The sequence below is a fragment of the Streptomyces scabichelini genome, assembly GCF_011045015.1.
Lineage (GTDB): Bacteria > Actinomycetota > Actinomycetes > Streptomycetales > Streptomycetaceae > Streptomyces > Streptomyces scabichelini.
The window spans coordinates 41,932-56,757 of the sequence record NZ_JAAKZY010000025.1 but is presented as its reverse complement, the minus strand read 5'-3'; the positions used below and the strand labels follow the sequence as shown (position 1 = coordinate 56,757).

14 protein-coding genes, 1 tRNA gene and 2 pseudogenes are annotated in these 14,826 nt (G+C 68.6%); 10 read left to right on the top strand and 7 right to left on the bottom strand.

Annotation, left to right across the window (positions count from 1 at the left end; genetic code table 11):
• The first annotated feature begins 83 nt into the window (after positions 1–83).
• The 5 genes and pseudogenes from sucC to G5C60_RS10845 all read left to right on the top strand — a co-directional run.
• Positions 84–1,214: an ADP-forming succinate--CoA ligase subunit beta gene (gene sucC / locus G5C60_RS10865; RefSeq protein WP_165257431.1), complete on the top strand. Its 1,131-nt coding sequence runs from the start codon at positions 84–86 to the stop codon at positions 1,212–1,214.
• A gap of 11 nt (positions 1,215–1,225) precedes the next feature.
• Positions 1,226–2,110: a succinate--CoA ligase subunit alpha gene (gene sucD, locus G5C60_RS10860; RefSeq protein WP_165257429.1), complete on the top strand. Its 885-nt coding sequence runs from the start codon at positions 1,226–1,228 to the stop codon at positions 2,108–2,110.
• A 179-nt stretch (positions 2,111–2,289) separates the two neighbouring features.
• Entirely contained in the window at positions 2,290–3,846 is a 1,557-nt protein-coding gene (locus G5C60_RS10855) for an aldehyde dehydrogenase family protein (protein WP_165257418.1), read from the top strand.
• A gap of 252 nt (positions 3,847–4,098) precedes the next feature.
• Positions 4,099–4,183 (top strand) — tRNA-Leu (locus G5C60_RS10850).
• A 196-nt stretch (positions 4,184–4,379) separates the two neighbouring features.
• A pseudogene (locus G5C60_RS10845) lies at positions 4,380–4,763 on the top strand (ATP-binding protein); the annotation flags it as partial.
• A gap of 89 nt (positions 4,764–4,852) precedes the next feature.
• On the opposite strand, the gene G5C60_RS10840 reads toward G5C60_RS10845, so the two are convergent.
• Genes G5C60_RS10840 through G5C60_RS51035 form a run of 5 tightly spaced genes read right to left on the bottom strand, consistent with a single transcriptional unit; the run spans position 4,853 to position 7,866 of the window.
• The gene (locus tag G5C60_RS10840) at positions 4,853–5,503 is read right to left on the bottom strand and encodes an HAD family hydrolase (RefSeq protein WP_165257415.1); all 651 of its coding nucleotides are present in this window, start codon (positions 5,501–5,503) and stop codon (positions 4,853–4,855) included.
• A gap of 27 nt (positions 5,504–5,530) precedes the next feature.
• Positions 5,531–5,674, bottom strand: coding sequence for a hypothetical protein (locus tag G5C60_RS51795; RefSeq protein ID WP_241266673.1), 144 nt, complete (start codon positions 5,672–5,674; stop codon positions 5,531–5,533).
• A gap of 39 nt (positions 5,675–5,713) precedes the next feature.
• Positions 5,714–7,156 (bottom strand): site-specific integrase, encoded by a 1,443-nt coding sequence (locus G5C60_RS10835; protein ID WP_241266672.1) that lies wholly within the window; start codon positions 7,154–7,156, stop codon positions 5,714–5,716.
• Positions 7,157–7,171: 15 nt separating this feature from the next.
• Complete coding sequence (locus tag G5C60_RS10830) at positions 7,172–7,486, bottom strand: helix-turn-helix domain-containing protein (RefSeq protein ID WP_165257412.1); 315 nt, start codon at positions 7,484–7,486, stop codon at positions 7,172–7,174.
• Positions 7,483–7,866 (bottom strand): tyrosine-type recombinase/integrase, encoded by a 384-nt coding sequence (locus G5C60_RS51035; protein ID WP_241266682.1) that lies wholly within the window; start codon positions 7,864–7,866, stop codon positions 7,483–7,485. The genes G5C60_RS10830 and G5C60_RS51035 overlap by 4 nt, the downstream gene beginning before the upstream one ends.
• Positions 7,867–8,691: 825 nt before the next feature.
• Between G5C60_RS51035 and G5C60_RS10820 the strand changes: the two are divergent.
• Both G5C60_RS10820 and G5C60_RS10815 read left to right on the top strand, forming a co-directional pair.
• Positions 8,692–8,835, top strand: a pseudogene (locus G5C60_RS10820) (ATP-binding protein); the annotation flags it as partial.
• 134 nt (positions 8,836–8,969) lie between these two features.
• Positions 8,970–9,410: an HIT family protein gene (locus G5C60_RS10815; protein WP_206439342.1), complete on the top strand. Its 441-nt coding sequence runs from the start codon at positions 8,970–8,972 to the stop codon at positions 9,408–9,410.
• Positions 9,411–9,612: 202 nt separating this feature from the next.
• Here the strand turns inward: G5C60_RS10815 and G5C60_RS51790 are convergent, their stop codons facing one another.
• A complete protein-coding gene (locus tag G5C60_RS51790) occupies positions 9,613–10,125 on the bottom strand; it encodes a transposase (RefSeq protein WP_420907358.1) in 513 nt (170 codons plus the stop codon).
• A 398-nt stretch (positions 10,126–10,523) separates the two neighbouring features.
• Entirely contained in the window at positions 10,524–11,480 is a 957-nt protein-coding gene (locus G5C60_RS10805; protein WP_165257405.1) for a WYL domain-containing protein, read from the bottom strand.
• Between the two features lie 63 nt (positions 11,481–11,543).
• Here G5C60_RS10805 and G5C60_RS10800 point away from each other — a divergent pair, with 63 nt between their 5' ends.
• From G5C60_RS10800 to G5C60_RS10790, 3 genes are all read left to right on the top strand, one after another.
• Positions 11,544–12,734 (top strand): epoxide hydrolase family protein, encoded by a 1,191-nt coding sequence (locus tag G5C60_RS10800; protein WP_165257403.1) that lies wholly within the window; start codon positions 11,544–11,546, stop codon positions 12,732–12,734.
• Between the two features lie 408 nt (positions 12,735–13,142).
• On the top strand, positions 13,143–13,571 hold the full coding sequence (locus G5C60_RS10795) for a transposase family protein (RefSeq protein ID WP_165257400.1): 429 nt from the start codon (positions 13,143–13,145) through the stop codon (positions 13,569–13,571).
• Positions 13,526–14,758 (top strand): ISL3 family transposase, encoded by a 1,233-nt coding sequence (locus G5C60_RS10790; RefSeq protein ID WP_165257398.1) that lies wholly within the window; start codon positions 13,526–13,528, stop codon positions 14,756–14,758. Before G5C60_RS10795 ends, G5C60_RS10790 begins: the two co-directional genes overlap by 46 nt.
• Positions 14,759–14,826 lie beyond the last annotated feature (68 nt).

The following is a 14,826-nucleotide window of genomic DNA, read 5'->3' as shown; positions in this document are numbered from 1 at the left end:
CGAATACTGTATGAAGCTTGTTATCCCGCATCCGGTGGGTGGTGTCCAGGGGGCGTGCGGCACTTTTGAGTCAGGAGCCGGTAATGGACCTGTACGAGCACCAGGCAAGGGAACTCTTCGAGGAACACGGCATCTTGGTACCGCGGGCCGAGGTCACCGACTCGTCCAAGGAGGCCCGCGAGATCGCCCGCAGGCTGGGCGGACGCGTCGTCGTCAAGGCGCAGGTGAAGACCGGCGGACGCGGCAAGGCGGGCGGTGTGAAGCTCGCCGCCGACCCGGCCGCCGCCGAACTGACGGCACGCCAGATCCTCGGCATGGACATCAAAGGCCACACCGTCGGCAAAGTGATGCTGGCCCAGCCGGTCGACATCGAAGCCGAGTTCTACGTCAGTTACGTACTCGACCGCGCCGCCGGCCGTTTCCTCGCCATCGCCTCGGCCGAGGGCGGCATGGAGATCGAGGAAGTGGCCGCCACCAGGCCCCAGGCCGTGGCGCGCGTCCCCGTCGACCCGGACAAGGGCGTCACCTCGGCGAAGGCGGCGGAGATCACCGAGGCGGCCGGGCTGCCCCCGCAGACCGTCGACGTCCTCGTACGGCTCTGGGAGGTGCTGACCCGCGAGGACGCCGTACTGGTCGAGGTGAACCCCCTCGTGCGTACCGCCCAAGGGCAGATCCTCGCCCTCGACGGCAAGGTCACGCTCGACGACAACGCCCGCTTCCGGCAGACCCGTTGGGGCGAACAGGAGTCGTCGCACGACGACCCGCTCGAGGCGGCGGCCGCCGCGAAAGGCCTCAACTACGTGAAGCTGGACGGCGAGGTCGGCGTCATCGGGAACGGCGCGGGCCTCGTCATGTCGACCCTCGACGTGGTCGCCGGCTGCGGCGCGCGCCCCGCCAACTTCCTCGACATCGGCGGCGGCGCATCGGCCCAGATCATGGCCGACGGCCTCTCGGTCATCCTCTCCGACCCGGCCGTCAAGTCCGTTTTCGTGAACGTCTTCGGCGGCATCACCGCCTGCGACGCCGTCGCCGACGGCATCGTGCAGGCCCTGGACACCGTCCAGTTGACCAAACCCCTGGTCGTGCGCCTTGACGGAAACAACGCCGTACGCGGTCGCGCGATCCTCGACGGCCGCGCGCACCCCCTGGTCCAGCAGGCCACCACCATGGACGGCGCCGCGCTCCGCGCCGCCGAACTCGCCAACGCCGGCTGAAGGAGCGGGACATGGCCATCTACCTCACCAAAGAGAGCAAGGTCCTCGTCCAGGGCATGACCGGCGGCGAGGGCATGAAGCACACCCGGCGCATGCTCGCGGCCGGCACCGACGTGGTCGGCGGCGTGAACCCGCGCAAGGCGGGCAGGACCGTCGACTTCGACGACCGGGCCGTGCCCGTCTTCGGCTCGGTGCGCGAGGGCATCGATGCCACCGGCGCCGACGTGACCGTCGTCTTCGTGCCACCCGCCTTCGCCAAGGCGGCAGTTGACGAGGCCGCCGATGCGGGCATCGCACTCGCCGTCGTCATCACGGAGGGCATCCCCGTCCACGACTCGGTCGCCTTCCACGCGTACGCCACCGCCAGGGGCACCCGCATCATCGGCCCCAACTGCCCGGGCCTGATCACCCCGGGACAGTCCAACGCGGGCATCATCCCCGCCGACATCACCAAGCCCGGCCGCATCGGCCTCGTGTCCAAGTCCGGCACGCTCACGTACCAACTCATGTACGAACTCCGCGACATCGGCTTCTCGACCTGCGTGGGCATCGGCGGCGACCCCGTCGTCGGCACCACGCACATCGACTGCCTCGCCGCCTTCCAGGACGACCCGGACACCGAACTCATCGTGCTGATAGGGGAGATCGGCGGAGACGCGGAGGAGCGAGCGGCGGCGTACATCCGAGAGCACGTCACCAAGCCCGTCATCGGCTACATCGCCGGTTTCACCGCACCCGAGGGCAAGACGATGGGCCACGCGGGCGCGATCGTGTCCGGCTCGTCCGGCACGGCGCAGGCGAAGAAGGAGGCGCTGGAGGCGGCAGGGGTGCGCGTGGGCGGTACGCCGACGGAGACGGCGCAACTGGTACTCGCCGTACTGGAAGCGGCGGCGTGATGTCACTCATAGTTGATGTGAGGTAACTGTCGGGCGCCGCGGCGCCTCACTACCTTCGTCAGTACGCGTCTCCGTACCCGCCAGTAGCCAGTAGCCAGCAAGACAGCAGCCAGTGCTGGTGCGAGAGGCGAGCCATGCACGACACCGCCCCGACTGTGCACCGAGAGCGGAGCAATCGAATGGCATCCACCCTCACCGCGAACACCCTCACCCTCAAATCAGGCACATCCTGGACCGACGCCTGGCGGCGTTGCCTCGCCGTCGCCCCCGAGGCGTTCCGGGACGACCGTGTCCTCAACCTCTGGAACGCCGCCTGGCAGGCGGACGGCCGGGCCTTGCCCGCCACCAGCCCCGTCGACGGCACCCCGATCGCGGGGCCGCCACGCCTTGACGGCGCCACCGCCCAGCAGGCCGTGCGGGCCTCCCTCGACCAGCACCGCGCCTGGCGCCACGTACCCCTGGACGAACGCCGCGCCCGCGTCGCGGCCACCCTCGACGCCCTCACCCAGCACCGCGAGCTTCTCGCCCTCCTCCTCGTGTGGGAGATCGGCAAGCCCTGGCGGCTCGCGCAAGCCGACGTCGACCGGGCCATCGACGGCGTGCGCTGGTACGTCGACGGAATCGAGCCCATGGTCGGGGGCCGGGCCCCGATCGACGGCCCCGTGTCCAACATCGCGAGCTGGAACTACCCGATGAGCGTGCTCGTTCACGCAATGCTGGTACAGGCATTGGCAGGGAACGCGGTCATCGCCAAGACCCCGACCGACGGCGGCGTCGCGTGTCTCACCCTGGCCTGCGCGCTCGCCGCACGCGAAGGGATTCCCGTCACCCTCGTCAGCGGCAGCGGAGGCGAGCTGTCGGAGGCGCTCGTCCGCGCGCCCGAGATCGGCTGCGTCTCCTTCGTCGGTGGCCGCGACACGGGCGCCGCGGTGGCCACAGCCGTCGCCGACCTCGGCAAGCGACACGTACTCGAACAGGAGGGACTCAACACCTGGGGCATCTGGAACTACACCGACTGGGACGCGCTCACGGCGGTCGTCCCGAAGCTCTTCGACTACGGCAAGCAGCGCTGCACGGCGTACCCGCGCTTCGTCGTCCAGCGGTCGTGCTTCGACGAGTTCCTCGCCGCGTACCTGCCGGCCGTACGCACCCTGCGGATCGGCCACCCGCTCGCGGTCGAGCAGCCCGACGATCCGTATCCCCAGCTGGACTTCGGGCCGGTGATCAACGCGGCCAAGGCGAAAGAGCTCCATGACCAGGTCGCCGAGGCCATCGACCGCGGCGCCGTCCCGCTGCACCGCGGCAAGCTGTCCGACGCACGCTTCCTGCCCGGCCAGGACACGGCGGCGTACGTCCAGCCCGTCACGCTCCTGAACCCGCCACCGTCCTCGCCGCTGCACCACGCGGAGCCCTTCGGCCCGGTCGACACCATCGTCCTGGTCGATACGGAGGCCGAGCTGCTGGCTGCCATGAACGCCTCCAACGGCGCCCTGGTCGCCACCCTCTCGACCGACGACCCGGCCACGTACGACCGCCTGGCCCCGCAGATCCGAGCGTTCAAGGTCGGCCACGGGAAACCCCGCTCCCGCGGTGACCGGGACGAGCTGTTCGGCGGCTTCGGCGCGTCGTGGCGCGGCGCGTTCGTGGGCGGAGAACTGCTGGTGCGCGCCGTGACCCAGGGCCCGGCGGGGGAGCGGCTGCCCGGGAACTTCCCCGACTACCACCTGATGCCCTGAGCCCCACGGGGTGACCGAGCGGCTCCGCACGTCGAAGGTCTGCCCCAGGGAGTCGGTGGGCGTCACCGTCACCGCGGTGCCGCCCACCGCTCGACGACCTGCTGTGCCTGCTCGATCACCGGCGGTGCAACCCGCAGCTCGCTCCTCCGGCCATCTTCGGGCCCGGATACGCAGGTGAAACGCACTCCCAAACCTTGGTATTGTTGTCTCCGTCGCCGCGCGGAACACTCCCTGCAAGGTGACAGACACCTGGTCCGGGTGGCGGAATGGCAGACGCGCTAGCTTGAGGTGCTAGTGCCCTTTATCGGGCGTGGGGGTTCAAGTCCCCCCTCGGACACAACCACTGACGATACGGAAACGAGGGCCTCGACCTTGCGGTCGCGGTCCTCGTTTCGTGTTCGTAACTGATGGTGATGCCCAGGGCTTCGTACAGCGGGCCTTTGTGCTCGGCGTCGGCTGTCTGGATGCGCTGCGCAAGGTCCGCGATACTCTCAGTGATCTTTCGGATCTGCTGCGCGTCGAGTGGGGATTGCTTCCAGCCCGAGCTTGACCCACGCAAGGTCAAAGACCTGGCCACCCTGTCCTTCGTCGAGGCGAAGGCCAATGCTGCCCTGCTGGGGCCGCCCGGCGTCGGCAAGACCCACATCGCGATCGCGCTGGCGGTCGCCGCCTGCCGGGCCGGATACTCGACCTACTTCACCAGCCTCGACGACATGGTCCGCAACCTCAAAGCAGCCGAGGCAGCAGGGCGCCTGACCAGCAAACTGTGCTCCTACCTGCGGCCGAGCGTTCTCGTGGTCGATGAAGTCGGCTACCAGCCCCTCGAACGCGCCGAGGCGAGCCTGGTCTTCCAGGTCATCTCCAAGCGCTACGAAAAGGGCTCCATCATCCTCACCTCGAACAAGACCTTCAGCAAAGCGCACTTGTTCCGGCGAACCTGTGTGAGGTGGCGGCGATGTTTAACAGGTTCGGCCTTACCAAGACGGTGGGCCGGGTTGGTGGTGCCTTATCTGGGTGCGCTGACGACATAGTTGATCGCGGAGGCAACGTCGTCAGCAACGTGAGTGGGCTGGTAAGAGTCCTGGGTCCACGGTCGGCCGTCCGAGACCCACACGCTTCGAAGGCCCAGTGCGTTCGCGCCCGCAATGTCGGCGTGCGGAGAGTCGCCGATGACCCAGGCACCAGAGAGGGAGACTCCGACGGCTTCCTCTGCCGCATGGAAGATCTCCGGTTCCGGCTTCTTATGACCGACTCCCTCGGAGATCACCCAGCCTTGCACGAGCCGATCGAGTCCGGCATTGCGGATCTTCGCTTCCTGCTGCGTGATACGTCCGTTGGTGACGATCACGCAGGTCCAGCCGTCAGCCTGCGCTTTGCTCAGGGCCTCGCGCGAGGAGCTCGCCAGCACGACGCGATCGGCGGCGCCATTATCAAGTAGGGCACGGATGGCGGTGGTTGGCACCAAGGTCCCATACCGGTCGGTCATGGCTGCGGCGACATCGTGGCGGGCGGTATAGCCGCTGGCGTCGACGGTCATCACCCACGTCAGGTCGGTGTCAGGCAGGCCGTGCTCGGCCAGGAATGCCTGGACGGCGGCGCGGAAGGCCGCATCGCGGTCGACGAGGGTGTTGTCGAGGTCCAGCATCAGCAACGGCATGATCGGCAGTAGATCATGGGGGCGGTGTCAGGGAAGGTGGGCTTCGCGTCCAGGATCGATGCGGTCGGCGAGGTAGATCAGGGTGGCCTGCGGGTTCATGCCGAAGGCGGCGGCGACGAGCTTGGGGTCCATGGTGTTGACCAGGTCGACGAGGTGGGTGCTGCGGATCATCCGAGGAGGGACCCCACAGTTGTCAAGGACGTGCGAAATTTAGGCAGTTGAGGCTGGGCTTCGCCCGGCCTTTGTTCCCTTGGTGACTATCACGTGTGGGTTGTCGGTTCGCCATGCCTCGCGATGGGCCAGGCATCGCTGCAGCACTGTCCAGGAGGCGGGATCCAGCGGAACGGAGTGGGGTCGCTTGCAGAGCCGGACCGTCTGGGCCGCCGCGTCGATGTCGGTGATCTGCAACAGACGCACCTTCGCGCTGGAGGCGCCGTGCAGCAGGGCGAGCATGCCCAGCAGGGCCTCGTGCGGGTGGATATCCTCGCCCGTGGTCCAGCGTCGGAAGAGCTCGCGCTGTTGGTCGAGTGTGAGCGTCCTGCCGCGGAAGCCGTTCACCGACTTCGCCGTCAGGGTGCGGGTCGGGTCGATCAGCACGATGTGCTGGGAGCGGGCGAAGCGGAAGAACTGCCGGAGTACCACGAATCGGCGTTTGCGGGCCTTGGGCACGGTGGCGAGGAAGGCTTCGACATCGTGCACGTCGACCAGGGCCCAGTCGTCCTTGTCGCGGTGCTCGGTAAGGAAGCGGGCCAGGTCCCGCAGGATACTCAGGGCGGTTTCCAGGGTGTGGTCGCTGCGGGGGCGGGTGCCGGCCCGGAGGGCCCGGTCCTGGGCCCGCATGCGGGAGGCAGCGAAGGCGACCACGGCCGGACGGAGCGGTTCGGGGACGGCGTCAATGCGGCGCTTGCGGCGTCCGGCGGCGAGTCGTTCCGCCTGGTCGGTGGGCCGGGCCAGGCCGTGGAGGGTGAAGAAGTTCTCCAGTGCACGGGCGAAGGAGCCCATCGAGCGTCCGGGTCTGCGGGCTCGCTCCAGCAGGGCCTGAGGCGAGTTGGAGTGCTCATCGTTCAGGAGCCGGCCCAGGTCGGTGACCAGGCCGCAGGCCCGGGCGACGCAGAAGCGGGCCGCGACGTGCGCGACGAAGTCCTCGAGCCAGGCGGGCGGGTCGGCGAGTTGGTCGCGGAGGTGTTCGCCGCGGATGAAGGGGCGGCCGGGGTGCCGTTGCCAGCAGGCGGAGCATAGGCCCAGTCCGGCATGCCGCCGCAGCTGGCCGCACTCGCGGCAGATCCGGGGTGGCTGCTTGGGCGGACCCGGGCGTGAGCACGAGCCGCACCAGCCGGTGTCCTCGCGCAGATAGCCAGGCTTGCCGCAGCGCGGGCAGGGCTGCTGGGCGGCGAACCGCTCGGCCTTGCGGTGGCAGTCCCGGCACAGCCGGTTGCCGGCCGCGCGGACCGGATGGCCGCACTGTTCGCAGACGCGCGAGCAGGTGATGCACCGGCCGGTGTCCTCCCGGAGGACACGGTCCTTGCCGCAGACCGGGCACGTTGCCTTCGCGGCCTGTTCCTGCATCCGGCGCCGGCGCCGGCAGCAGTGCTCACGGTCGAGATAGCCGACTGGTGCCCCGCAGGTGACGCAGTCGCGTTGCCTCTTGCCCACCGCTGTCTCCGCCGGTCACAGCGGCGGCATTGACCGGCCGCGTCCGGAGACGGCCTCGGGAAGTTCGGTGACGGGCCGGGGCGGAGCCACGGGCCGCTCGACGGGGGTGGTGTCGACTTCGATCAGGTCGTTCGGGGTGCACTCCAGCGCGGTGCACAACGCTGCCAGGGTGGTCATCTTCACCTGCGAGGGTTCCTTGGTGAACAGCGCGGACACCGAGGCGGAGGACAGCTCCAGGCCGGCCTTCTCGGCCAGCAGTCGCCGCAGCTCGGTGCCCGTCCAGACCTCGCGCTGGGCGGCGGCCATCCGCAGCCGCCATCGGATCTTCATGCGGTGGTGTCCTTCTCGGTCAGCTCGGTCAGAGTGCCGGCGACGGCCCGCTGATAGGCGTCCTCGATGAACGTCGCGGAGGGCCGGACATAACGCATGGTCGAGCTGACCGTCCAGTGCCCCAGCATTTGCTGGATCGCCACCAGGTCGACGCCGCGTTCGTAGTTGTGCGTCGCGCAGGCCCTCCGCAGGGCATGCGGGCTGAACCGGTCTGCGGGCGGGCGCCCTTCGAGCTCCATGAGATAGCGAAGCCGGTTGCGGATCGTCCCGCGATGCAGGCTGCCGCCCGACTCGTCGGCGAACAGCACCGGTGAGTCCGGGAACTTGGGCCGTACGTCCTCCAGGAACCAGCGCAGCACCAGGTCCAGGCCGTCGAGCATGGGCACCCAGCGCGGCCTGGGCCCGGAGGTGTGGGCCCCTTGCCGAAACGGACGTGGAGTTTGCCGAACGGGCCGCGGCTGAAGTGCACATCCGGCTTATCCAGCAGCGATGCCTCCACCGAGCGGAGCCCGGCGTGATACAGCGTCCTAAACATCGCATAGTCGCGGGCGGCAGGTCCGTACTTCCGGGCGGTGGCGATCCGCTGCTTCAGGAAGTCGAAGAACTCCGCCACCCTGTCCGGTGTCGGCGGCGGGGCCAGGGCCGGGGAGTCGTCGCCGACATGCCGGGAGGCGTTGAACTCGTCGACCGGGCAGACCAGCCTCACGCCGAACGCGGCCTCGATGTCGGCCGCTTTGCGGGCCTGCAGGAACCGGTGGAACCCCTTGAAGATCTGGACGTACTCGCGTCGGGTCGACGTCACACGGCCCTTCACAGCCAGGTCACCAACGACTCGGTCGATGTCCTCAGGCGTCACCTCCCACGCGGGGCGGCCCAGGGCCGCGAGGGTTCGCTCCAGCAGGCCGACGTCGTTGTCGATGGTCACCGGACTGAACCCGCGGGCCCGCCAGGAGGCGACGAACGCGTCGACACACGCGGCCTGGAACTGCCACGGGTCCCTCGCCTGGGGCTCCTGCGGGACGGCCCCGCCCGCGATGACCTGGAGTCTCGCCTCCGCCACCGGCACACCTTCCTCGCACCTGAACCGTCAAGGCAACACCTGGAAAACCGGAGTGCTACCGCGAGAACCAACGAGGACCCCAGGAACGGGATACGGCCAGGTGGCAGCCACAACTCTTGTGAGGGAACAAGTGCCAGCCCCAGATGGCTGGAGCCGCACCTTCACCGACCCACGGCTCTGCGCGGCGATCGTGGACCGCCTCACGTTCAACGCGACCATCATCGAGACCGGAACTGAGTCCTGCCGCCTGGCTCGCTCCAAAGCCATGCAGAACGGCAAGGCGAAGTAGACCACCACGGCACGATGTCCCGAGTGGTCCCGGGGAGAGTTGCCAGATGCGGGGTGAAAGTCGCTCGCGCCTGGGTGCCGCTTCTGATGTTGTGAGCGGCACGAGGTACTCGGGTCTTGAGGGGACAGGCTGTGATGGACGACGGATGCATCTTTTGTGCAATAGCGAGAGGTCGGGCGGACGCCAGCATCGTCCACGAAGACGAATCGGTGATCGCTTTTATGGATCTCCAGCCCGTCACCCCAGGCCACTTGCTGGTCATCCCCAAGGCACACGCGGTGGGACTGGAGGATCTCCAGGAGGACGTCGGCGTCCAGGTCTGGAAAGTTGCGCATCAGCTCGGACGCGCACTGCGCCGATCAGGCTTGCGATGTGAGGGCGTCAACTTGTTCCTTGCGGACGGCGAAGCAGCCTTCCAGGAGGTTTTCCACGTTCACCTGCATGTCTTTCCCCGCTTCGCAGGTGACCCATTTCGTATTGATGCTGACTGCCGCGTCCAGGAACGAGACCAGCTCGACAAGGCGGCTGCTGCCGTCCGTGGCGGCCTCGCTGCCCTTGACGCCGGGCAACGCTGACGACCATCGCTCTGCGGGCCGGACACGGTCTTCGGCCTGATGCCGAGGAAGTTCATCGAGTGGCCCCTATCGACGCCAATTCCCGGGGCCACTTCAAGACGTTCCGATGACAAGGATCTTCACCAACCGGGGCCGGCTGGAGCCAACATGCCGGAGCCACTGAACGGCTCTGGCACAGATCTTGGGGAGCGGTCGCGGAGCGTTACTGAAGCAGGATCATCTTGCGGAGTAGTTCGAATCCGGCTCGTCCATAGAGCTGCCTCTTGATCTTCTTGATGCGGTTCGCGGCGCCCTCGGTGCTGCCGGAACTCCACTCCAGGGTGAGCCCAGCTGTCACGGCGTCGAGGTCTCGGAGCAAGTGGAGCGCGAAGCCGGTGAGACCGGGCAATTGGCTGGCGTCGACCGCGTCGATCCAGGCGGGGAGTCTGCGGCCGAGGCGGCAGGTGAGTATCTCGCCGAAGTCGCGAACATGCCCGGTGGCCGTGTCCAGTTCGCGGCAGCGGGCCAAGACGTCCTTCAAATCGGCGCGGTCCTCCTCACTCAGGGCCGTGGGGTGACGGGTGAGCCAGCCGGTCACCTGCCGCACCGACGGCGGCGGGGGCGGCGTGCTCGACGGTGCGGTGCGCAAGGTGGCGATGTGAGCGCGGACCATGGCGTAGGTGACCGGGGCGTGCTCGGCAAGCAGTTCGCTGTGCAGCTGGTGACGCTCGTGCATCCCGCGGCGAACCGTCGCTCCAAGCAGGACTTGTAGGGATCCAGCCTGCTGGGCCGGGGCCGGTTCTCGCGGAACGTGTCCTGCCGGCGTGCGGCGCGCGCATACCGGAGCACGGTATTGAGGCCTCAGCCCAGGTGCCGGGCGATCGCCCGGCGGGAGTGGCCTTGGGCGAGTAACTCGTGGACCAGGGCGTGTGCGGCCTTCTTGCGCTCGGCCCGTCGGCCGACAGCTCCCGGCCGGGAAGCGGCGACTTGCGGTCTCGTGCGGAGATCCCTGTACGCCACTACGCGGATCTGCTGTCCTGACGGGCCGTGAACACCTGGACGGACCACCTTGCAGCAACCCCGGCATCCGAATAGCGGCTCTTCATGGATGGGCCTGGGTGAGCCGCTCCTCTCTCATCGCCGGTGTTGTGCCGCGTGGCAGCGGTCGCCGATCGTGTGGAGGGCGTCGAGTAGTTCGGGGGGACCGTCGACCTCGAAGTCGGCGTCGATGACGAGAATGTGTGCGGCGAGCATGTGCGGGCTCTCCGCGCCGACGTGGACGAGACAGGTGTGGTCGTCGACGGCTTCGACGACTGTGGCCGGGGTCAGCCATTGCACCAGTTCGGTGGCCGGTTTGTGCACGAGCACCCGTGCGCGGTAGCGGGTGAGTGCGGCGTCGACGCCTTTGGTGACGTAGGCGGTGAGGTCTTGTTCCGGGGGCTCGCGGGGTGTGAAGCGGGGCCCGGTGGGGGTGCGTGGCTGCATCCGGTCGACGCGGAAGGTGCGCCAGTCGGCGCGGCCGGGATCCCAGCCGACGAGGTACCACTTACGGCCGAGGTGCACCAGCCGGTACGGCTCGATCTCCCTGCGCTGGTCGGTGCCGTCGTGGGTGCGGTAGTCGAAGCGGAGGCGGTGGTGGTCACGGCAGGCTGCGGCGATCGCGGTCAGGACCTCCGGGGCGACGGTCGGTCCGCCGTGTTTGGGGGTGACGGTGGAGGTGCGCAGGAGGGTGATCCGGTGGCGCAGCCGGGAGGGCAGGACCTGTTCGAGCTTGGCCAGCGCGCGGGTGGCCGCTTCCTCGATCCCGGCGACCGCGCCACCGGCGGCGCTGTTCAGGCCGATCGCGACGGCGGTGGCCTCGTCGTCGTCGAGCAGCAAGGGAGGCAGCTTCGCCCCGGGCGTGAGCCGGTAACCGCCGCCCACGCCGGGCAGCGCGTGCACCGGGTAGCCGAGTTCGCGAAGCTTGTCGATGTCGCTGCGCACGGTGCGCGCGCTCACCCCAAGCCGCTCGGCGAGCTCCGGTCCGGTCCATGAGGGGCGGGCCTGTAGCAGGGACAGAACCTGGAGCAATCGGGCCGAGACGGTCATCACATTGCGTTACTCTACTCCTATTGCGGAAGGGATCCTTCCGCGATAGGGGGTGTCATGGTGGGCATGACGAACCACACCACTGCTGACACCAAGACCGAGATCCGTCCGTTCCGGATCGAGATCCCGCAGGCCGACCTCGACGATCTGAATGAGCGCCTGGCCAGGGTCCGCTTCCCGGACGAGCTGCCCGGCGCCGGCTGGGACCTCGGTGTCCCCACCGGGTACCTGGCCGAGCTGGTCGACTGCTGGCGCACCGGCTACGACTGGCGCGAGCACGAGGCCGCACTGAATGAGATCCCGCAGTTCGTGACGGAGGTCGACGGCACCCAGGTGCACTTCCTGCATGTGCGCTCGCCCGAGCCGGACGCGGTGCCGCTGATCCTCACCCACGGCTGGCCGGGCTCGATCGTGGAGTTCCTCGGCGTGATCGGCCCGCTGAGCGACCCGCGCGCCTACGGCGGCGATGCGGCCGACGCCTTCCACCTGGTCATCCCCTCCGTTCCCGGCTTCGGCTTCTCCGGTCCCACCCGCGAGGCGGGCTGGAGTCCGAACCGGGTGGCCCGGGCCTGGGTGGAGCTGATGCACCGCCTCGGCTACGAGCGTTTCGCCGCCCAGGGCGGCGACATGGGCGCGTTGATCACGCCGGAGATCGGCCGGATCGCGCCCGAGTCGGTTATCGGAATCCACGTGAACGCCGCAAACGTCGGCTTCCAGCCGATGGGCCCCGCGCCGGAGGACGTGGTGGCCAAGCTGACGGACCAGGAGCGGCAGCGCCTTGCGGCGCTCGGCATGTTCGCCGCCGTCGGCTCCGGCTATATGGCGATTCAGTTGACCCGTCCGCAGACCCTCGCCTACGGCCTGACCGACTCCCCGGTCGGCCAGCTCGCCTGGATCATCGAGAAGTTCAAGGAGTGGTCCAACCCTTCCGCCGAGCTGCCCGAAGACGCGGTTGACCGGGACACCTTGCTCACCAACGTGATGCTGTACTGGCTCACCGCGACAGCAGGCTCGTCAGCGCGGATGTACTACGAGGGAGGCAAGCACGCCCAGGCCGGGTGGTTCCCCCTCACGCGTTCCAAAGTGCCCACTGCGGTGGCGAACTTCGCCGGCGACACGGCGATCCGGCACTGGGCCGAAGAAGCCAACAACGTCGTCCGCTGGAGCGAGTTCGACCACGGCGGGCACTTCGCGGCCCTGGAGGCCCCCGACCTGCTGACCCGCGACGTCAGGGAGTTCTTCCGCGACCTGCGCTGATCTCACAGCGACGACCCGCCCACGGCCCGGATGCCAGTGATCCGACTGCGGCCCGGCCCCGGTGCTGATGCCGGGGCCCTCTCGCGGTCAAAGCAGTAACAATGCGCTACGAACACGCCCCCGGAACTGGCCAACTATGCCGCAACACAATGGCCACCTACGCCATCGGCCAGCAAGACCAGCACCGTCACCGGCCACAGCCGACCACGGCGGATACGAGCAGAATGGCTCTGACGTCGTTGAACGGGGTCTGGCAGCGATCACGAGGAGCCGTCACGGTCCGTGAAGGGGCTGTTCGATTCCAGACCGTGAGCCGGGGTACGCCCCGCCGTGATCCACCGGGCGTGACGCTCCGTCATATTCCGGTGAGACGGGCTGAACTGCCCCGTCGGCGTCGACGCCCAGGACATGAACTACGACGAAATCTCCTGGCAGGACGTGCTGTTCAAGGGATTCGAGGTACTGGTCACCACGGCGGTGCACGGAGCGTGCGGGATGGTGGTGCGACTGAGCGGCCGCCGCGACGCGGGCTCGTGTCCAGCCTGTGGCCGGGCATCGGCCCGTGTGCATGACCGCTACGAGCGCCGTCTGCAGGATCTCCCAGTGGCCGGGCACGCCGTGCGGATCCTGCTGTCGGTGAGGCGATTCGTCTGTGCTGACGGCTCCTGCCCTCAGCGCACATTTGTCGAGCAGATACCGGGCTTGACCAGCCCGTACGCCCGGTGCACCGATCGACTGGGCGCTGTGCTGGACCGGATCGCGCTCGCATTGGCCGGCCGGGCCGGAGCCCGGTGGCCAACGCCCTGGGGGTCGCGACGGGGCGGATGGGACTGTTGAACCGGATCCGGGCGATGCCCGACCCGCTCTACGACACCCCGCGCGTCCTCGGTGTCGACGATTTCGCCACCAGGCGTGGCCACTCGTACACCACTGTGATCACGGATGGTGAGCGGCACCAGCCCATCGAGGTGCTGCCCGGGCGCGAGGCGGCGCCCCTGGCCGCGTGGCTAACGGCCCATCCCGGGGTGGAGGTGATCTGCCGGGACAGGGCCGGAGCCTACGCTGAAGGCGCCGCGCTTGGTGCCTCGGATGCCTTGCAGGTCGCGGACCGGTTCCATTTATGGCAGAACCTCGGTCAGGCGGTCGAGAAGTGCGTCGCGGCCCACCGCGACCAGTTGCGCACCCTCACTCTTCAGCCCGAAGAGGAGGACGCCGCGATCTCGACGGCCAGCACTGGTGAGGCAGCGTCGGTGCCCGACGATGCGTTGCCGACCGGGCGCCGGGCCGAGCGCATGCGGGCGCATCATGCCCTGGTCCACGGCATGTTGAACGAGGGGATGGGCCTGCGTGCCATCGCCCGGCATCTGGGCTGGGGTCGCCATACTGTCCAGCGATACGCCCGTGCGGCCCGCTGGCAGGACGCCGTCACCGGCCGCCGCACCCGACCCAGCCGCCTCGACATCCACCGCCCCTACCTACAGCGACGCATCGACGAAACCGCGGGCGTCATCTCCATCAAGGAACTGCGCGAGGGACTCGCCGCCCAGGGCAGGCCGGTGCTCTACAGCAGTCTCCGCGACTGGGCCCGCAGCCGTCTGCAGTGGCCCACCGCCCCGGTCCGGCCTCCGGCGCCACCGAGCGTCCGGCAGGTCACCGGCTGGCTCACCCGCCGTCCCTCCACGCTCACCGAGAACGAACACCAGCAGCTCAAGGCAGTGCTCAACGCCTGCCCCGAACTGGCCACCACGCACCGGCTGGTCCGCGACTTCGGCGACATGCTCACCCAGCAGACCGGCGTCCTGCTGCCCGCCTGGATCGAGGACACCGCCGAGGCGAAGCTGCCCGGACTGACCGGCTTCGCCCGCGGCCTCAATAGTGACTTCGACGCCGTCACCGCCGGACTTACCCTTCGCTGGAGCTCGGGCGGCACCGAGGGCGCCGTGAACCGCATCAAAAAGATCAAAAGGCAGCTATACGGACGGGCCGAATTCGAACCACTTCGCAAGATGATCCTGCTTCAGTGACCGTCCGTGACGGCTCCCCGTGATCGCTGCCAGACCCCGCTGAACGACGTCACAGCCAGTGCTGGCAG